This window comes from Flavobacterium aerium (genome assembly GCF_030766725.1).
Classification (GTDB): domain Bacteria; phylum Bacteroidota; class Bacteroidia; order Flavobacteriales; family Flavobacteriaceae; genus Flavobacterium; species Flavobacterium aerium.
Genome location: NZ_JARQWR010000004.1, coordinates 103,839 through 122,871, shown reverse-complemented (window position 1 = coordinate 122,871; position 19,033 = coordinate 103,839). Strand labels below are relative to the sequence as shown.

Annotated in this window: 18 protein-coding genes; 2 read left to right on the top strand and 16 right to left on the bottom strand. The window is 32.4% G+C overall.

What is annotated here, in order from left to right; translation table 11 throughout:
- Positions 1 to 107: 107 nt before the first annotated feature.
- From atpG to P6733_RS06890, 13 genes are all read right to left on the bottom strand, one after another.
- On the bottom strand, positions 108 to 971 hold the full coding sequence (atpG, locus tag P6733_RS06950; RefSeq protein ID WP_306351321.1) for an ATP synthase F1 subunit gamma: 864 nt from the start codon (positions 969 to 971) through the stop codon (positions 108 to 110).
- A gap of 72 nt (positions 972 to 1,043) precedes the next feature.
- Positions 1,044 to 2,624, bottom strand: coding sequence for a F0F1 ATP synthase subunit alpha (gene atpA / locus P6733_RS06945; RefSeq protein WP_306351319.1), 1,581 nt, complete (start codon positions 2,622 to 2,624; stop codon positions 1,044 to 1,046).
- Between the two features lie 39 nt (positions 2,625 to 2,663).
- A complete protein-coding gene (gene atpH / locus P6733_RS06940; protein ID WP_306351317.1) occupies positions 2,664 to 3,197 on the bottom strand; it encodes an ATP synthase F1 subunit delta in 534 nt (177 codons plus the stop codon).
- Positions 3,198 to 3,203: 6 nt separating this feature from the next.
- Positions 3,204 to 3,698: a F0F1 ATP synthase subunit B gene (locus P6733_RS06935; protein ID WP_306351314.1), complete on the bottom strand. Its 495-nt coding sequence runs from the start codon at positions 3,696 to 3,698 to the stop codon at positions 3,204 to 3,206.
- Positions 3,699 to 3,779: 81 nt separating this feature from the next.
- Positions 3,780 to 4,001 carry an ATP synthase F0 subunit C gene (gene atpE / locus P6733_RS06930; protein ID WP_306351313.1) on the bottom strand — a complete coding sequence of 74 codons (222 nt, stop codon included), beginning with the start codon at positions 3,999 to 4,001 and terminating at the stop codon, positions 3,780 to 3,782.
- Positions 4,002 to 4,026: 25 nt separating this feature from the next.
- Positions 4,027 to 5,100, bottom strand: coding sequence for a F0F1 ATP synthase subunit A (gene atpB / locus P6733_RS06925; RefSeq protein ID WP_306351310.1), 1,074 nt, complete (start codon positions 5,098 to 5,100; stop codon positions 4,027 to 4,029).
- A 119-nt stretch (positions 5,101 to 5,219) separates the two neighbouring features.
- Entirely contained in the window at positions 5,220 to 5,543 is a 324-nt protein-coding gene (locus P6733_RS06920; RefSeq protein ID WP_306351309.1) for a hypothetical protein, read from the bottom strand.
- Between the two features lie 89 nt (positions 5,544 to 5,632).
- Positions 5,633 to 5,869 carry an AtpZ/AtpI family protein gene (locus P6733_RS06915; RefSeq protein ID WP_306351306.1) on the bottom strand — a complete coding sequence of 79 codons (237 nt, stop codon included), beginning with the start codon at positions 5,867 to 5,869 and terminating at the stop codon, positions 5,633 to 5,635.
- Positions 5,832 to 6,245, bottom strand: coding sequence for a bactofilin family protein (locus P6733_RS06910; RefSeq protein WP_306351305.1), 414 nt, complete (start codon positions 6,243 to 6,245; stop codon positions 5,832 to 5,834). The genes P6733_RS06915 and P6733_RS06910 overlap by 38 nt, the downstream gene beginning before the upstream one ends.
- A 2-nt stretch (positions 6,246 to 6,247) precedes the next feature.
- On the bottom strand, positions 6,248 to 8,887 hold the full coding sequence (porW, locus tag P6733_RS06905) for a type IX secretion system periplasmic lipoprotein PorW/SprE (protein WP_306351304.1): 2,640 nt from the start codon (positions 8,885 to 8,887) through the stop codon (positions 6,248 to 6,250).
- A 217-nt stretch (positions 8,888 to 9,104) separates the two neighbouring features.
- Entirely contained in the window at positions 9,105 to 9,800 is a 696-nt protein-coding gene (locus P6733_RS06900) for an ABC transporter ATP-binding protein (protein ID WP_306351303.1), read from the bottom strand.
- A gap of 37 nt (positions 9,801 to 9,837) precedes the next feature.
- A complete protein-coding gene (locus P6733_RS06895) occupies positions 9,838 to 11,310 on the bottom strand; it encodes a DUF5687 family protein (RefSeq protein ID WP_306351300.1) in 1,473 nt (490 codons plus the stop codon).
- Positions 11,311 to 11,540: 230 nt separating this feature from the next.
- On the bottom strand, positions 11,541 to 14,312 hold the full coding sequence (locus P6733_RS06890; RefSeq protein WP_306351299.1) for an alpha/beta hydrolase family protein: 2,772 nt from the start codon (positions 14,310 to 14,312) through the stop codon (positions 11,541 to 11,543).
- Between the two features lie 281 nt (positions 14,313 to 14,593).
- On the opposite strand from P6733_RS06890, the gene P6733_RS06885 reads away from it, so the two are divergent.
- Positions 14,594 to 15,646: a ferredoxin--NADP reductase gene (locus tag P6733_RS06885; RefSeq protein WP_306351297.1), complete on the top strand. Its 1,053-nt coding sequence runs from the start codon at positions 14,594 to 14,596 to the stop codon at positions 15,644 to 15,646.
- Between the two features lie 51 nt (positions 15,647 to 15,697).
- Here P6733_RS06885 and P6733_RS06880 read toward each other — a convergent pair whose 3' ends face one another.
- Both P6733_RS06880 and P6733_RS06875 read right to left on the bottom strand, forming a co-directional pair.
- Positions 15,698 to 16,690: a glycosyltransferase family 9 protein gene (locus P6733_RS06880; RefSeq protein WP_306352109.1), complete on the bottom strand. Its 993-nt coding sequence runs from the start codon at positions 16,688 to 16,690 to the stop codon at positions 15,698 to 15,700.
- A gap of 57 nt (positions 16,691 to 16,747) precedes the next feature.
- On the bottom strand, positions 16,748 to 17,350 hold the full coding sequence (locus tag P6733_RS06875; protein ID WP_306351295.1) for a DUF4254 domain-containing protein: 603 nt from the start codon (positions 17,348 to 17,350) through the stop codon (positions 16,748 to 16,750).
- Between the two features lie 70 nt (positions 17,351 to 17,420).
- Between P6733_RS06875 and upp the strand changes: the two genes are divergently transcribed.
- A complete protein-coding gene (gene upp / locus P6733_RS06870) occupies positions 17,421 to 18,074 on the top strand; it encodes a uracil phosphoribosyltransferase (protein ID WP_306351293.1) in 654 nt (217 codons plus the stop codon).
- Here upp and P6733_RS06865 read toward each other — a convergent pair.
- Entirely contained in the window at positions 18,069 to 19,013 is a 945-nt protein-coding gene (locus P6733_RS06865; RefSeq protein ID WP_306351291.1) for a DUF6427 family protein, read from the bottom strand. The two genes, upp and P6733_RS06865, sit on opposite strands and share 6 nt — an antisense overlap.
- Positions 19,014 to 19,033 lie beyond the last annotated feature (20 nt).

The window sequence follows — 19,033 nt, the reverse complement described above, 5'->3', positions numbered from 1 at the left end:
TTCATTTAACGAATAATGAATTGTGTATTGGTTTGCTTTTCGTTATTTTTTTCAATAAAAAAAGAGCCAATAAATATTGGCTCTTTTCTTTATCTTATAATGAAAAACTATCCTTTTAAAGCTTCTGCTCCACCTACGATTTCCAAGATCTCGTTTGTAATTGCAGCTTGACGCGCTTTATTATAGGTTAATTTCAATTGGTTTCTCAATTCTGTTGCGTTATCTGTTGCTTTGTGCATTGCAGTCATACGCGCACCGTGTTCTGATGCAAATGAGTCTCTAATTGCTTTATATAATTGTGTTTTCAAAGATTTCGGGATTAGCTCTTCGACAATCTCTTCTTTTGATGGTTCAAAAATATAATCTACGTTTGCTTTTTCTTCTAAAGTAACTATAGGTACAATTGGTAAAAATTGTTCTGTCATTACGATTTGTGTTGCTGCATTTTTAAATTGATTGTAAATCAATATGATTTTATCATATGTACCTTCAACAAAAAGTTTCATTAACTCTTCGGCAATTACAGCTACATTTTCAAAAGTTAGATTATCAAATACTGCACTATCATTTTGAATTACTGTATTTGTTTTTCTAATGACATCATTACCTTTCTTTCCGATTGTAATAAAATCTACTTGCTTACCAACATACTCTGTTTGAGAAATACGTTTTACTTCTTTAATGACATTTGCATTAAAAGCTCCACATAATCCTCTATTAGAAGTAATGGCAACAATAAGAACTTTATTAACTGGTCTTTGATCTGCATATTTACTTCCTCCTTCGCCATCCATTGTAGCGCTAAGACTCTGTAAAAGTTCAGTTAATTTTTCGGCATAAGGTCGCATTGCAGAAATAGCATCTTGCGCTTTTTTCAGCTTTGCAGCAGAAACCATTTTCATCGCGCTTGTGATTTGCATCGTCGATGAAACGGAAGTAATTCTATTACGGATTTCCTTTAAATTTGCCATTTTATTAATTTATAGTATTGAGTAAGGAGTATTGAGGAGTAAATCACTTCTCAATACTCTATACTAAAAATCTTATTTGTTATATTTTGCAGAAACTTCTTTTGCTACTTTCTCCAATACATCCGTGATCTCATCAGTAAATTTACCTGCTTTTAAAGCATCTAATGTATCTCTGTGTTTGTTGTTCAAGTAATCAATATAGTCTTTCTCGAATTCTTTTACTTTATTAACAGGTACTGTTCTTAATAAGTTTTTAGAACCTGCATAAATAATAGCAACTTGATCTTCCACTGTAAATGGGTCATTGATTGCTTGTTTCAAGATTTCAACGTTACGTCTACCTTTTTCAATTACATTTAATGTAACTGCATCTAGATCAGAACCAAACTTAGCAAATGCTTCCAATTCACGGAATTGTGCTTGATCTAATTTTAATGTTCCAGCAACTTTTTTCATTGATTTAATCTGTGCATTACCTCCAACACGAGATACAGAAATACCTACGTTGATTGCTGGTCTTACTCCAGAGTTAAACAAGTCAGACTCTAAGAATATCTGTCCATCAGTAATCGAAATTACGTTTGTTGGGATATAAGCAGAAACGTCACCAGCTTGTGTTTCAATAATTGGCAATGCCGTTAATGATCCACCACCTTTAACGATTGGTCTCAATGAATCTGGTAAGTCGTTCATGTTTTTTGCGATATCATCATCCGCGATTACTTTAGCAGCACGCTCTAATAATCTTGAGTGAAGATAGAAAACGTCTCCAGGGTACGCCTCACGTCCTGGTGGACGACGTAATAATAATGATACTTCACGGTAAGCTACTGCTTGTTTAGATAAATCATCATAAACGATCAAAGCTGGACGACCTGTATCACGGAAATACTCTCCGATAGCTGCACCTGCAAAAGGAGCATAAACTTGCATTGGAGATGGATCAGAAGCGTTAGCAGCAACAATTACTGTATAAGCCATTGCCCCTTTTTCTTCTAATGTTTTAGCAATATTCGCAACTGTTGAAGCTTTTTGCCCAATAGCTACATATATACAAAATACAGGTTTTCCTGCATCGTAAAATTCTTTTTGATTTAAGATAGTATCCAAACAAACTGTAGTTTTACCAGTTTGACGGTCACCAATAACCAACTCACGTTGTCCACGACCTACAGGAATCATAGCATCTACTGCTTTCACACCTGTTTGTAATGGTTCAGTAACTGGCTGACGGAAAATAACTCCTGGTGCTTTACGCTCCAAAGGCATTTCATATAATTCTCCACCAATAGGTCCTTTACCATCGATTGGGAAACCAAGTGTATTAACTACACGGCCTACCATTTGTTCTCCTACTTTAAGAGACGCAATACGTTGTGTTCTTTTTGCAGTTGAACCTTCTCTGATTCCAGTTGATGGCCCTAAAAGTACAACTCCTACATTATCTTCTTCAAGATTCAATACGATTGCTTCAAGTCCGTTTTCAAACTCTACAAGCTCACCATATTGAACATTTGATAACCCATAAATACGGGCAATACCATCTCCTACTTGAAGTACTGTTCCTACTTCCTCTAGCGTAGCACCAGATTCAAAACCTGATAGTTGCTTTTTTAATATTGCTGAAATTTCAGCAGGTTTAATTTCCGCCATCTTAATTTATACTTTGTACACTATATGTGTGGTAAATAACTAATTACTTAACTCTCTTTTTAATACTTGTAATCTATTGGCAACTGATGCATTATATTGCTTATCACCTATTCTTAGAATAAATCCTCCAATAATTGTTGGATCAACTACATTTTGAATAGTAATTGATTTATTTGAAAACTCTTTAATTTTAGCTAATACTTTAGCTTCTAATTCTGGAGTTAATTCAAATGCCGTCGTTACTTTTGCAATCTCTATACCGTTTAATTCATCGAATAAAGAATTGTATTGTACAGCAATTTGCTCTAGAATTTCAAATCTTTTATTTTCAAATAACAAATGGAATAATTTTTTAATCAAAGGATTCGTTGAAGCAAAAACCTCTAATAATGCTGATTCTTTTACTTCTACTTTAACTGTTGGGTTTTCTATAAAAGTATTTAACTCTGCATTGTTTTTGATTGTTGAAGCAATCAATGACATATCATTGTTTACTTCTTCAGCAATTGAACTAGCACTTGCTAATTCTAAAACTGCTTTTGCATAACGAATAGCTGCTCTTGTACCTGACATAATAAATTAGTTTAAGGTAACATCACCTAACATACGATCCACTAATTTTACTTGTGCATCTTTGTTAGATAATTCTTCTCTTAATAACTTTTCAGCAATTTCAAGAGAAAGCGTTGATACTTGTTGTTTTAATTCAGCCATAGCTGCATTTTTTTCATTCTGGATTGCAGCTTTTGCTTGTTCCATCATACGTCCACCTTCAACTTGCGCTTCATGTTTTGCATCAGCAATCATTTTCTCTTTCATCTCACGAGTTTCTTTCATCATCAAATCACGCTCAGCACGTGCTTCTTGTAAAATACGTTCGTTATCTGCTTTCAGGTTTTGCATTTCTTTACGTGCTTGTTCAGCTGAAGCCAAAGCACTGTTAATACCTTCTTCACGTACTGAGATAGCACCTAGAATAGGTTTCCAAGCAAATTTTGCTAAAAGCAACAATAAAATGATAAACGTTACTGTTTGCCAAAAAAACAATCCAATTTCGGGAGTTATTAAATCCATAGTATATATTTTATTAAAAAAACATCAAATCAAAAAAACATTACTATCAACCAACCGTTGATAGCAATGTTTAAATTTCAATTACTTCAATACACCTAATAAAGCGGCAACTACTCCAAAAAGAGCAACACCTTCAATAAGTGCAGCAGCGATAATCATTGCTGTTTGAATTTTAGAAGCTGCTTCTGGTTGACGAGCGATAGCGTCCATTGCAGACGAACCTACTTTACCAACACCGTAACCAGCACCGAAAACTGCAATACCAGCTCCAATAGCTGCCAAACCTGCGTGTAATAATTCCATAAGAATAAATATTAAAAATTAATTATTAATGATGTTCGTGTTCTTCCACTGCCATACCAATAAATAGTGCTGACAACATGGTAAATATAAAAGCTTGTAAAAAGGCTACTAACAATTCCAATACACTAATGAATAAAGCGAATGGAACTGAAACTCCTGCAATACCTGCATTTTTCAAAATAAAGATCAAACCTAATAAACTCAAGATAATAATATGTCCTGCTGTAATATTAGCGAAAAGACGTATCATTAATGCGATTGGTTTGATGAAAACTCCTAGTAATTCTACTACTGCTAAAATTGGCTTTACAAATGTAGGTACTCCTGGCATCCATAATACGTGTTTCCAATAATCTTTATTAGCATTAATTAAAATCAAGAATAGTGTTACACATCCTAAGGCTACCGTAATAGAGATATTACCCGTAACGTTAGCTCCACCTGGAACTAATCCTAGCATGTTTGTAATCCAGATAAAAAAGAAAACAGTTAATAGGAAAGGCATGAATTTCATATATTTCTTTTCTCCAATATTAGGTCGTGCAATATCATCTCTAATAAACATTACAAATGTTTCTAGTAAGTTGCTCATTCCTTTTGGAGCCTGTGTATTTTTCTTATATGATTTTGCCATTGGCAAGAACAACATTAACATTAATGCAACTGTAATAAACATCGCAAAAACGTTTTTTGTAATTGATAAGTCTAATGGCTTAACAGCATTTGTTACTTCGTGCTTCTCATTTAATGATAAAGCCGTTTCTCCGCTATTTAATTGATAAATTTTCTCGTGAAGTTTTACGAAATTCTGTCCGTTTTTTGTAACTACATGACTTCCTGTGTTGTCATGGTGAAATTCACTTGACATGAACGTCACAATCCCACTATCCGTTTTTAATATCACTGGAAGTGGTAAGGTAGTATTCCCAAAAAAGTGCCATTCATGTGAGTCTGCAATATGATGCATAATCATTTCAGTGGCATTAAATTCTTCAGGTTTTTCATTGTGTTTTTGATTTGCATCAGAAGCGTTCATTGCTACTGGCAACAAAAAAATCAATAATGCAACCAAATGTTTAATAGAATTTCTTGCAATCATCTTACTTTACTTATATGTTGAGTTCGTGGTCTGTAAAATTTGGTGCAAAGGTAAATTATTTAATTAACAAAATATAGTTAATAAAAATATTTTTTTGACATATTTAAACTTATTGATAATCAAATAGTTTTCTCCTTATCAGCATGTAATAGCTTGACCACAAACACCGTTTCAAATATTAAAAACAAAAAATAGGGAATAAAGAATGCCATTAAATCTCTAAGTGTATTACCTTCTTTTGAGGTTAATACGGGTATTAGAAAAAGTATCGCAATAAACATTTTTAAAAGGCTGCTTCCCATAAATGCATAGCCTGTATAGTCACTAAAATTATAATTAATATAGAGTACTGCTAAATAGATTAAACTGGTAATAAGATATAGAAACCCGTAGATTGCAAATGCATTGTAATAGAAGGATTGTTCTTCGAATAGGAATCTCATGATGAGAAATTGAATCCCTCCTATAACTAATGTAAAAAGAAATAAATTTTTTAAAAAATGAACTAGTTTAGATAACATATTGGTTTATTCTATGATTTGTCTTTATTGATTTGTTGTAATTGCTTGATTACGATATATAGGGCAATAAATACTGCCAGCAGTGACCCTACAATAGTGAATCCTGAAAATTCATTTGGGAATTTCTTATCTAACCAAACTCCTAGAAAGGTTCCTCCTGCAATAATAATTCCCATCTGGAATGCAATTGCAGAGAATTTTAGATAAGCATTAAGCGGTTTTTTCTTCGGGTTGTTGTTGTCTTCCATTGTTTGGGTTTATAGCTTTCATACTGCCTTTCATTACGCAGGACGCACTAAATTCCGCTCCTGGTTCAACAGATAACTTTCCAACAATAACTTCTCCTTTTATTTTTGCTTTCGATTTTATATTTAAAACCTCAGCTACTTCTATTTTGCCTTCAAATTTACCTTCAATATCTGCATTTAAACAGCGGATATCTCCAACAACTTTACCTGTAGGTCCAATAACTATTTTTCCGTCTGAAGTGAAATTTCCAAGTAGCTCTCCATCTAATCTGAAATCTGCTTGTGAAATGATATCTCCTTTTATTATCGTTCCTTCTACTATTCTATTCGTTTTACCAAATAAGTCTTTTGTCGCTTTGGGGGATTTATCAAACATTATTATTGTTTTTTAATATTTACATAGTCCTCAAAATTCTTTTTGATTTGAACTACTTTATAATTATCATTTGATATTACAGTTGCGGGATCATTTAATTTGTATGCTTTGTATTCTTTTAAAACAGCCACAAAATCATTTGCTTCTGCTTCTGTTCTAATTCCATGAATAACTATAAAATTATTATCCATTGTATAATTATCAAATGACGTTGTTAGTCTCTCTGATTTTCTATCTGCAATAAATTTCTTGATTTTCTCTTCTATGCTTTTGATTCTAACTTCCTCATTACCACCTACTTTGTATAGTATTTTCCAACTAATAGGAGCTACTTTATTGAAATCCATTTGCTCTAATAAAGGAATATTTGTTTTCAATAAACCCTCTGCCTGTTTCCCTTCATCGCTGTTAGGGTAATTCAACGCTACATAGTTTAATGCTTTTTTATATTCTTCAACACCTTTTAATTTCCCTAGTGTATTTGCTTTTAATAATTCGAATTTAGATACAATTGGCTCTCCATCGAATTGCTCTATTAGTCCTTCTACTTGCTCAAGAACTACTTTATACTGTCCACTCTCATATACTTTAAACAGTTTCTTATAAACAACCTCTGGGCTTTCTTGTATTGCTGCGTCAGAACTATTTGAACTGTTTATAATTTGTGCATATCTTGAATCTGGATATAGATTGGTTATCCTTTCTTTCATTGCTTGCGCCTTATTCTTATCTGTAATTTCGTATATTTTATACAAGTTATACATTGATGGCAATATTAATCTTTCCTCTGGATTGAATGTCAACAGTTTTTCAAATTTTGTTGAAGCCAGTGGGTATTCCTTGAATTTGTCTTTATAGATTGATCCTAATTGATAGTACGCGAAATTGCGTTCTTTCGCTATACTGTCTATCGCTTTTTGATCTTTTGGTAATTGGTCTAAATAAAATGGGACTGTAAATTTCGGATTTATTTTTTCTTCTTTCTTTTCTCCGTCTGCTACTGTATTATCTTCATCTTCATTATCCGATCCTCCTTTTGATGATCCTCCTGAAAGTCTCCAATTATTTTTGAATGGACGATTTCCCCAGTTTTTCTTGAATTCATTTTTACCATAAGCTACCGTTGTAGGGTTGTAAAAATAAAATGGGCCTGTACCACTAGTACTTTGTCCTTTAGGTCCTAACACAGTTTGTGGAGCTGCCGTTGAGAGATCTGATTTCATTATCATCTTACTCTGCGCGGCTAACTGCTCATCAGTCATCATCTGATTCTGATTATTACTTGAACTTGATGCTGCTGCTTGGTTTTTAGCTTCTTCTAATGCTTTTCTAGCTTCCTCTTCTTTTTTTAGTCTTTCAATATGTTTTTCAAAGAAACTGGTTCTATCTGTTTCAGACATTGCCACAATACGCAGAATACTGTCATTTACTTGCGCAATAGCTTCATATTTAATAACATCAACTAAGTTTTCTCTTTTCTTTTTAATATCTCTGTATTCTCTGGTTTTATTATCTAATCGTACTAATGTACTGTCATAGTATTGTCCAGCAACGGGGTATTTCGCATTATCAAAATTAATAATCGCCAGATTTCGGTAATTAGAAGCCATTAAATAGTTGTCTTCTGATTTCGAACGTAATGATTTATTATAAAATTTAACGGCTAATGCTTCTTCTCCTGATTTTTCATAGAACAAAGCCATCTGATGATTCAAAACATCCAAAAAGGGTCTGTTTTCTCTATCTTCTAATAACTTCGTGTATTTTTCTACAAAAGCAACTTTGTCTCCTTTTTCAAAATCAAAGTATTGAGCTTGTTTTGCATGGGCTTGAATCACATAGCGTCTTGGTGATTTTCTATTCATATCAATCACAGACTGATAGGCAATCATAGCACTATCTTTCTGTTTTGCTTGATCAAAAAGTTGACCTAGAATAAAGCGGTATCTTGCTTTTTCTTCATTTTCTTTTGTGAAAAAAGTTGCTTCTTTCAGCGCCATAATAGCACTGTCTTTTTCTTCTAAGTTTAAATAGGCTTGTGATAGTATAGCGTTTGCATCGGCACGAACTTGATCTTTAAACTTAACATCTTCCAATAATTTCTTTAGATTTTTAACTGCAAGTGCATCATTTTCCATTCGGATATTTGTCTTTTCACGCCATACTTTGGCCTCATAGATTTTATCGCTATTGGAATATTTGTATAGTATATAATTGAATGCTTCTAATGCTGGAACAAACCTTTGATCGTAATATCTGGCTTTTCCTAATAGCATGTGGGCTTCATCCATTTGAGGATTTTTTTCTCCTCCTTCAATATTCATTGAATGCTTCTGGATCGCTTTAATTGCTTTCTCTTCGGCTCTTTCAAAGTTTGTGTTTTTTGTTTCCTCAGTACCTATTTTTTTTTCTTTGATTTGCATACGCTCAATAGGCAAAATCTCCCAAAAATTATCTTTGTATTGTGTCTTTAAATCTTTTATTCCCGTTTCTAGTGCTATACCTCCATTGTACAGAATATTGTACTCTGTATTAACAGCATGAAAATTACGGTTTAAGAATGCATTTTTTTTGGTAGAGCAAGCTATCAAAAATAGGAAGAGTCCTGTAAGTATGGAGTATTTAAGTACGCTGTTTTTCAATGTAAAACGGTTTTTATCCTAAAACTTTTAAAAGCTTCATTTATTATAATGACTGGTAAAAATACGTTTCTTTTTGATATACCGAAAATATTCATGAAGTTTTTGCTATTATAGTTGAAGTTATCTGAACTTTGCCCTAAATACCTCAAATAAACAAAGGAAAACTACAATCCAGACTTTTGATGAGCATCGTAATTTTCCTTGTTTTTACTGTTTATTACACTGCAAAGAATGTCTCTAATTCTTCTAGAGTTTCTGCAGATGTTTTAATATCTTTTACTACTTGTCCTTTTTCTAATGCTACAATTCTATCACAAACCTCAATAGTATGTAGGATATCATGGCTTGATACCAATACTGTCACTTCTGGATTTGCGGCTAATTCTTTGATGATTTTTTTCAAACGAAATTGCGTTGTAGGATCTAAGTTAGCAAAGGGTTCATCTAAAATAATTACTGCTGGGTTACCAATTAATGCTGCAATAATCCCAACTTTTTTCTGATTCCCTTTTGATAAATCGCGTAAGTATTTTTTGTTTTTTAATATTTCTCCATTGAAAAATTCTTCGTGTTTTACTAAAAATGAATCTATATCGGCTTTATTTTGACCTCTTAACTCTCCTATGAAATAGAAATATTCTTCTGGAGTCAGGTATCCTATCAAAAATGTTTCATCGATAAATGCAGCTGTAAATGGTTTCCATTTCTCACTAGTATTTACTTGTACATCGTTATTAATTATTTCTCCTGTCGTAGGTTGTATTAAATCCAGTAATAGACTGAAAAAAGTAGTCTTACCGGCTCCATTATTCCCTACTAATCCTAAGCTCTGACCTTTTGTAATTTCTAAGTTTTCAATGTTCAGAACTGTTACTCCATTATAGCTTTTAGAAAGATTTTTTACTTGTATCATGACTTTATATTTTTATGATAATGAATTATCGTTTTTTTTATTTTTTTTGTTTATACGCTGCTATCGTATTGTATTTTTCTGTTTTGTATACTTTTTCAATCCTATTGAAAACATTCCATTTGAAAGCAAAACCTAATACTCCTGCTAGGGCGACAAATAAATACCCTACTGTCGAATTGAAGATATAAAATCCTATAGCATAGAAAATCATCGGCAGAATAAGCTTCGGTATCGTTAACAGCATCGTTTTTACATTGAAGGCCTGTTTGTCTCCAAAAGCGTTTTTATTTGAACTTAAATCTATTGGGGTTTTTATATAAGCTCCTCCTAAAAGAACCAAGTGCGAGTTTACTCCAATATTATAAATTGCGGCTACAATTATTGCAAAGTATACATCCCAACCAAAATAAATATAGAACGAGCAGATTAGTGTAGAGAATACCGTCGCAATAACAACCAGCCACCATTTTGAATTTAAATAGTCTTTGTACTGGATGTTTTGACTCATCATCAATTGGTAATAACTACTATCCCAACTTGGTACAAATTGTCCAAATGTGAATAGGAACCCTCCTGTAACAAATATTGCAGCAAAGATTTTCCATACTGGGTTACTGTATACTTCTATTGAATTTGTAAAGAATAATAATCCATAAAAAAGAAATATTACACTCATTATGATGGTTGTTTTTGAACGTTTGTTTCTTGTTATTAATTTAATATCATTTTTTAGAAATGTTCCAACTGTTCCAAATTGATCTAACCAAGTCAGATTTTGAGTTTCTGCTACATCTTGCTTAACTGCTAATCCTGTATCCAAATACAAGTTACTTTTATAATATTGATATGCTATATAATAAAACACTCCTAGTAAAATAACTGGTAATAGGAAATAATAGTAGCTACTAAATAATCCATCAAAAAACACGGATGAATAGTTTGTTATATCGAATATCCCATAATAATGTAAGGCTCCTAGCGCAATAACACCTGAGATAAAAATATAGAACAGGTAGTCTTTATTGTTAATGAGTAAATTCAAAAAATTATTCGAGTATATCAGAGCGAACATTGCAATATGCCAAAGAATAACATGTAGAGGATCATAGCCATTAATTAATAACACAACCGTAAATGGCACAAAGAAAAATGCATGTAAAAAATTGAAAAAGGAGAGTACTGTTTTTCCTAAAGCAAAATTCACAATTACTGATTTTTGAATCGGTGCATACAGAAATGGCCTAATATTAATTACGGGCATTTTCTGAAAAAACATTCGAATAATCAAATCGAATATCAGGTAATAAATCAAAAATTTATTAACGAAAACTAATGGATCAACATTGAACTTCTCTTTTATAATATAAAAGGACCCGATTCCCATCATTAGAAAAAGAGCAATAAAATAAACGGCTCCTAAAATCATAAATATTTTTAAGACGACATTCGTTCCAAAGGATGCTGATCTTGTAAATGCCTTCCATTCCAGCGTAATTAATTTTTTAAACATACTATTTAAGTCTTGGTTTAATGAGTTAGTAGAGCATCTTCATGATTCGTTACAAAAAATTAAATTATTTTTTAATTTTTTTAAAAAACAGTTATTAATTCTTAAAAATAAAGCATGAATCTCCTTTTATTCTCGCTAAAAATACTGAATATAATAATGCAAAAAAGCCACACTTGCATTTAAGTGTGGCTTTTTTACCCGAAGATGAATGGTTTTTATCTACTCTTCTATTATCCTTTATTTTTTTCTTTGTCAACCGCAGAACGTCCTTTTAACATCCACTCTGGTGCTTCTTTTCCTTTTAAATAATGATCAAAAAACTGCATCATTCGAACAGAAAGGTCTTTTCTATTCCCCCAACTTTCTGCTTTAAGATTATGTGGTTCGTTATTATAATTAAGCATCCATACTGGTTTATTTAATCGACGTAGTGCAACAAAATATTCAATACTTTGATACCATGGCACCGCACCATCATTATCGTTATGCATTAATAAAAGTGGTGTCTTTACTTTAGGAGCAGAGAATAATGGTGAGTTTTCAAGGTATAAATCTAAGTTGTCCCAAAGTGTCGTTCCTATTCTACTTTGTGTGTGCTCATATTGTGCCATTCTACTCATTCCAGATTCCCAACGAATTCCACCGTATGCGCTGGTCATATTACTTACAGGTGCTCCTGCCATTGCAGCCGCAAATTTATCCGTCTTTGTTACTAGATATGCGGTTTGATATCCTCCCCAGCTTTGGCCCTGAAGTGCAACATGTTTTTCATCTACATATGGATATTTTGCAATCATTGCATCCACACCGCTTACAATACAGTTGTATGCGCTTTGTCCAGGATATCCAACTTTATAAACGATATCTGGTACAAATACTAAATAGTCATTACTTGTATAAAATGGTTTTCCAATTGTTGATCTACTTGGTGCTGGAACATAATGTGCATGGTAGGTCTCTGAATTTAACTCATAGAAATAAGTCACCATTGGATATTTTTTATTTGGATCAAAATTCTCTGGTTTGTATAATAACCCTTCTAATTCTACTCCATCATAGGCTTTCCAAGTCTCTAGGCTTACGCTTCCCCATTTATAATCTTTTTGTTGTGGGTTGGCATCTGATAGTTTCGTTGATGTTTTAAAGTTGTTTGCTGTAACCAAAACATCTGGATATTCAACAAATGTTTGTTTTGTATAGAATATCTCTTTACTGTTTTTTGCTTTTTTGGGAGTATTGAGCATATAGTCTCCTCCTAATAAAATTTCAGGTGTTTTTATCTTATTCAGATTACATTGTGCATATCCTGCTCTTTTGGTTTTTTCCTCAAAAACAGACAGAAGAACTTCCTTCTTTGTATCAATAGATACTGCTTTATCATCCATTTGAATGTAGCGGTATACTTTCTTCTCTTCTCTTCCGTTTTTTGTTATTCTCTGTGGTTCTTTTTTCCCTTTAGGGTCTAATTTCCAAATATCATATCGATCATAAACAAAAACAGCTTTATCCTCAACATCCCATCCTGCTACACCATATGGATATGGTTCACTAGGTTGGTCATTTTTTTCTTCATAAAATGGAACTTTTAGTCCTTTTGTTAAGGCTATTTGCTCGTTTGTAATTAAATTAATAGAATAGTAAATACTGTCTTTTCTATTGTAATACATCGCATATTTTTGGGCTCCACCAATCCATACTTTATTTTGTGCTTTAACCAAAAGTGTGTTTTCTCCGGTATTTATATTCACTTTATAAAAATCTTGAATCCATAGTCCATCCCATGATGATGATCTTTTGTATGCGTTTCCATTTGTTCCTATACTAAAGTCTTTATCTCCTTTATTTAATATTGAAAGCTCTGGCACTAATGTGTCTGATAACTGAATCGCTTTATTTAACTCAAAATCATAAACTGCTGTATATGTTTTATTCTGATCTTTTTTTAGATTAATTTTTTGTTGAGGCTGTAAGTCTTTATCGGTCCATGCCCAAACATCTAGTCCCGCTCTTTCGATATTCAGAATGGTATCTTTTGGTTTCTCCATTTCTACGAATGCTGTTCCAAAGAATAATCGTTTACCATTTTCTGAAAAATACATCCCTCCTTTATCTGATGGTGTCCAATTGTTTGGAATTTTTTTAATGGATCCGCTTTTTAATTCTGTAACGTTTTCTTTGGTTCCCTTATAAAGTTCATATCTTTTAATCTTCGTGGTATCTTTTGAGAATAAAAAGCCGAATTTTTCACCTTTCTCTTCAATTGCTGTTTTTATAATTGTTCCTTTTCCTTTAAAAACAGTATCTGTTTTTTTAAGATCGGCATCAAAATATACTATTGTCGATTGCGTAATGGAGTCTTTCTTTTTCTCAGTACTCAACATCAATTTATTTGCTTTTTTTGACCAACTGAAATTTTTGACATCAGAGAATTTCAAACTATCTTTTAAAATAGGGTTGTATGCTATTACAATCGTATCATTCTTCTTCTCGTCTTTTTTCTTATTTACCTCTGTTTTAGTGGTATCTTTTACTTTAATCGGCTTCAATACCGTTTTGTAAGCAATCCATTCTCCCCCTTCACTTGGAACTTCAAAGCCTCTAAGGTTTGGATATTTTTTTATTTCTTTGGTTTTAAAGACAAATATCCCCAATGAATCGGTTGGGAGTTTATCTTTTTTCCATTTTTTTGTTTCTGCTTTTCTTCGCAGCTTTATTTGTGGTTTTATTTTGAATGTTACAAATGTGCTATTTCCACTTATTTGAGCATCATACCCCCGTTGTATTGTTTTTGATTCTTTAGTTTCTGTATTTGTAATCACTAATGACCCATCTCCATTTCCGGGATTACATTCATACACTAAATATTTTCCATTTTCTGAGAGTTGTGTTTTTTCAATTCTTTTCCAGGTATCAAAATCATCAACTGTAAGTTTCTTTTTCTGTGCTACTGCGAGTGTTGACACAAAAAATAACATGATTAAAGAGTAATTCTTAATGCTCATAATAATATTTTAAATTTAAATCTCCTAAGTAACAAAGGCGGTTTCAACCATCGTTGTAATCCTTGATTTTTATAGGTTTCACAAATGTACAAATTATTAGGTCTGGCACAGCGTCTTGTAAAAAAACCTCTTTTTATCCCATAATTTACCTTTCTCAACCCCCAACTTATTCCTCTACATTTAAAAACAAATAAAGCGGTAGCTCCTTTTTAGGATTATCCATTTGTTTACATTGGTAATTTCTTTAATTAGTCCTTATATTTGCGGCATAAATTTATCCTATGTCAACTTTTCATTCTTTAAAAATAAAAGAAATAAAACGTGAAACATCAAAAGCAGTTTCTGTTCTTTTTGATGTGCCGGAGTCATTACAAGCCGATTATAATTTTACTGCTGGTCAATATCTTAATTTAAAAACAACCCTTAACGGGAAAGAAATTCGCAGAGCTTATTCAATTTGTTCTCCAAGTAATTCTAAAGAATTAAGAATCGCTATTAAAGCTGTTTCAAATGGTGTTTTTTCTACTTATGCTAATGAGCAATTAAAAGTAGGTGACTTTCTTGATGTTGCTAAACCTGAGGGGAAATTCGTTTTTGAACCGGATTCATCTCTGCAAAAAAACTATGCTGCATTTGCTGCTGGTAGTGGTATTACTCCTATAATGTCAATACTAAGCACTATATTAATCAACGAACCTTTGAGTTCTTTTGTATTAGTATATGGAAATAGAACTCCTGAGGACACTATTTTCCATAAACAATTACATGACTTGCAGATGCAATTTACAGGTCGTCTTTTTGTACACTATGTTTATAGTCAATCAAAAATCGAAGGAGAACTTTTTGGACGTATTGAGCGTTCAACAGTAAATTTTGTATTGAAAAACAAACATAAAGAAATTGAATTCCGTACATTTTATTTATGTGGTCCTGAAGAGATGATCAACATCGTTAGCGATGTATTAAAAGAAAATAATGTCCCTGAAAAGAAAATCAAATTTGAATTGTTCACTGCCTCTACAGAAGAGCATATCATTGAAAAATCTTTAGATGGACATACCAAAATTACCGTTTTAGTAGATGACGAAGAAACATCTTTTGTGATGTCACAGCAGCAAACAATTCTTGACGCTTCCTTAAAACAAGGTGTTGATGCACCTTATTCATGTCAAGGTGGAATTTGCAGTAGTTGTTTAGCTCGTATTACTAATGGAACGGCTGAAATGAAGAAAAACTCAATATTGACAGATGGCGAAATTGCACAAGGATTAATCCTTACGTGTCAAGCACATCCTACTTCTTCAGATCTTTATGTAGATTATGATGATGTCTAAAATGAATAAACGATAGTTATAAAAAAAGCCCGATAAATTATCGGGCTTTTTTTATAATATGCTTTTTATCTTTTCAACTACGGTATCGGGTACAATCGTTCTCATGGCATCTTGATAGCCTTCTACTTGTTTATTTCCATAGACTGAAGTAGGTAAATAAGGATACTGTTCTCTATCCGAAACTATTGCATTTTCAAGTGGTTGATTAAATGGTGAAAATCCTGCAAATGGATGTGTTGCTCCCCATAATGTGATTACAGGTATTCCTAGCATTGCAGCAATGTGAGCATTTCCAGAATCCATACTCAACATAACATCTAAGTTACTAATGAGGTGTAATTCTTCTTGGAATTTAATTTTCCCAGCCACTACAATTACATTTTCTTTGCTTTTTGCTAGTTCTTCTAGTACAGCAATTTCTTTTGCTCCACCTCCAAAAAGAAAGACTTTATAGTCTGAATTTACTGCAAGTTTATCAATAACTTCTTGCATTAAATCTTGTGGATAAACCTTTGATTCATATTGGGCAAAAGGGGCAATTCCGATCCATTTTTGTGTTTTTTCTCCCGTAACAGAAGTTACATTGGTTTCTAATGAATATTTTGGAGGAAAAACTGGATGTTGAATCGATATTGGAAATCCTAACTTTGCAAATACCTTTACATGTCTTTCAAACATTGAAGTTAATTGCTTCAATGTTTTATTCTCCAATTTTGTTAGTGCTTTCTTCTCTTCTCTTCCTTTATCTACTGCTGCAACTGGGATTCCATTCAATGTAAATAGTGTTCGTACTACTTTGGACCGCATTACATTATGAAGATCCGCAAAGGCATCAACCTTGCGTTTCTTTAAGTCTTTGAATAACCGAAGGAGCCCAAAAAATCCTTTATGTCTTTCATTCAAATCAATCGGAAAGAAGGTAACATTGGGAATACCTTCAAAAAAAGGTTTGAAAAAAGGTCGAGAAACTACTGTAATTTTTAATTCAGGATATTGCATTACTACTGCCCGAATAACAGGAACTGTCATTGCGACATCTCCCATTGCGGATAGTCGAATGACAGCTATATGTTTATTGGATGATGACAATCTTAAAAATTATTACTTGTTTTGGTATAAAACAGGGTTTAATTCTTCATCATTGTACATCTTCATTTGTTTGTACACTTTCATGAATTTATCTCCGTTCTCAATATCGGTCAATAAATCGTCAATTGCAGTCGAAAGATCTGTTCTTTGTTCTAATAAAACGTTCAGTTTTATTTGACATTTCTCTCTGTGTTCTGGTGTTGCTTCAGCACGAGTTGCTTCTTCATTCATATGATAAATTTTCAATGATAAAATTGATAATCTGTCAATTGCCCAAGCTGGACTTTCAGAATTAATTTTCGCACCTGGTTTTACTTTAACATCACTGTATTTTTGAAGAAAATATCCATCAATATACTCGACCATATCAGTACGTTCCTGATTGGATGCATCTATTCTTCTTTTTAATTTTAAAGCTTCTACCGGATCAATCTTTGGATCACGAATGATGTCTTCAAAATGCCATTGAACTGTATCAATCCAGTTTTTTAAATATAATAAATGCTCAATTTTATCCTTTGGATATGGATTATTGATGGGTTGATCTACATTATCAAACTTGTGATAATCCTGAATACTTTGTTCAAATATAGGGTAGGCTAATTTGGAAAACATATCTTTACATTTTTGAATACAAATATACTTTTTATACTTTTAACAAACTAACACATTTTAATCTTAGCATATGCATATCCATTACATTTCAGAAGGGAACAGTATTTTAAATCATTTTTTAGGTCAAATCAGAAATGTAGACGTCCATAAAGACAGCATGCGTTTCCGTAGAAATATTGAGCGAATTGGAGAAATCATGGCTTATGAATTAAGTAAAGATCTGAATTATAAAACAATAGAAATCACTACTCCTTTAGGTATAAAACAAACCACTGAACTGGAGGATAAACTTGTTCTTTGTTCAATCTTGAGAGCTGGATTGCCTTTGCATATTGGTTTTTTAAACTACTTTGATGATGCTGAAAATGGTTTTGTTTCTGCTTACAGACATCACCCGAATAATGATGATTATTTTGAAATAGCTGTTGAATATCAAGCAGTTCCTTCTATTGAGAATAAAAACTTCTTGTTAATCGACCCTATGTTGGCCACAGGTCATTCCATGGTTGCCGTTTACAATAAATTGATGGAGCGTGGTACTCCAAAAGAAATTCATATTGCGGTAGTTATTGCAGCTCCAGAAGGTATTGATTTCCTGAAAAAGAATTTACCCGATAACTGCCATCTTTGGGTAGCTGCTCTTGATGAGTGTTTAAATGAAAAAAACTATATTGTTCCTGGGCTTGGTGATGCTGGTGATTTAGCTTACGGAAACAAACTATAAAATAGCCGAAGGTAATTGAGAGATGTAGATAATCATTCCTACCAATAATAGGATAATAATTAATGCTTCTTTCATCCAATATTTCTCAAATGATTCAATTAAATTTGCGCCCATTATTGACATGGGTGCAAATGTAAAAACAAGGAAACTATTGTTTTTATGTGTTGATAACACAAATACAACTACTCCAATTATAAAGGTGAAAATTATTTTCTTATACGATGCATGTAGGTTAATTGGCTTACTATTCATGGTAAATATCTGATTGAATAGAAATACTACTGCCACTACTGTATAGAATACAAAGGCAATATTCTGAAATTTATTATCAAAATATTGGAAATTAAATTCAACGCCAACTTTATCTAATAAATTAAATATCAATGTTTTATCAAACACTAAGTCTGCTAAAACATAAATAATCACTACTGCAGAAAATGCAATAAAGGGTATAATCCAATTTCTGTAATCACGTGAAACGTGGAATATTATGGATATAAAGACCAATAGAATAAATAGTATACTCCAAAAATGAAAGAGGGCTGCCATACAAATCCAGAAAGAGGCATCGAAAATTTTCTCTTTGGGTGTGACTAATGATTGCAACGAAATAAGACGTCTTAAGGCTAACAAGACGAAAAAATTCGAAATAATAATATTCGTATTTACAAATATTGTAGGAAAAAGGATTAGAAAAGCGAAAAATAACAAAAAGGAATAACTATTATCCTTGCTTAGTCCATTTTTCTTCGTGATGAAATTCGAGACAAAAACAGAACATACTAAAACGCACAATAACAATATCTTATCTACCACTTTTGCAAAAGAATGAATCCATTCTGAAGTGTTTAATTGGCATAATAAAAAGGCTAAAACAAGAAGTATTGTAACTAAAATATAATTTATAGGTCTTGATTTACTAAAAACACTTGTTATCATGTGGATATTTTATACTTTTG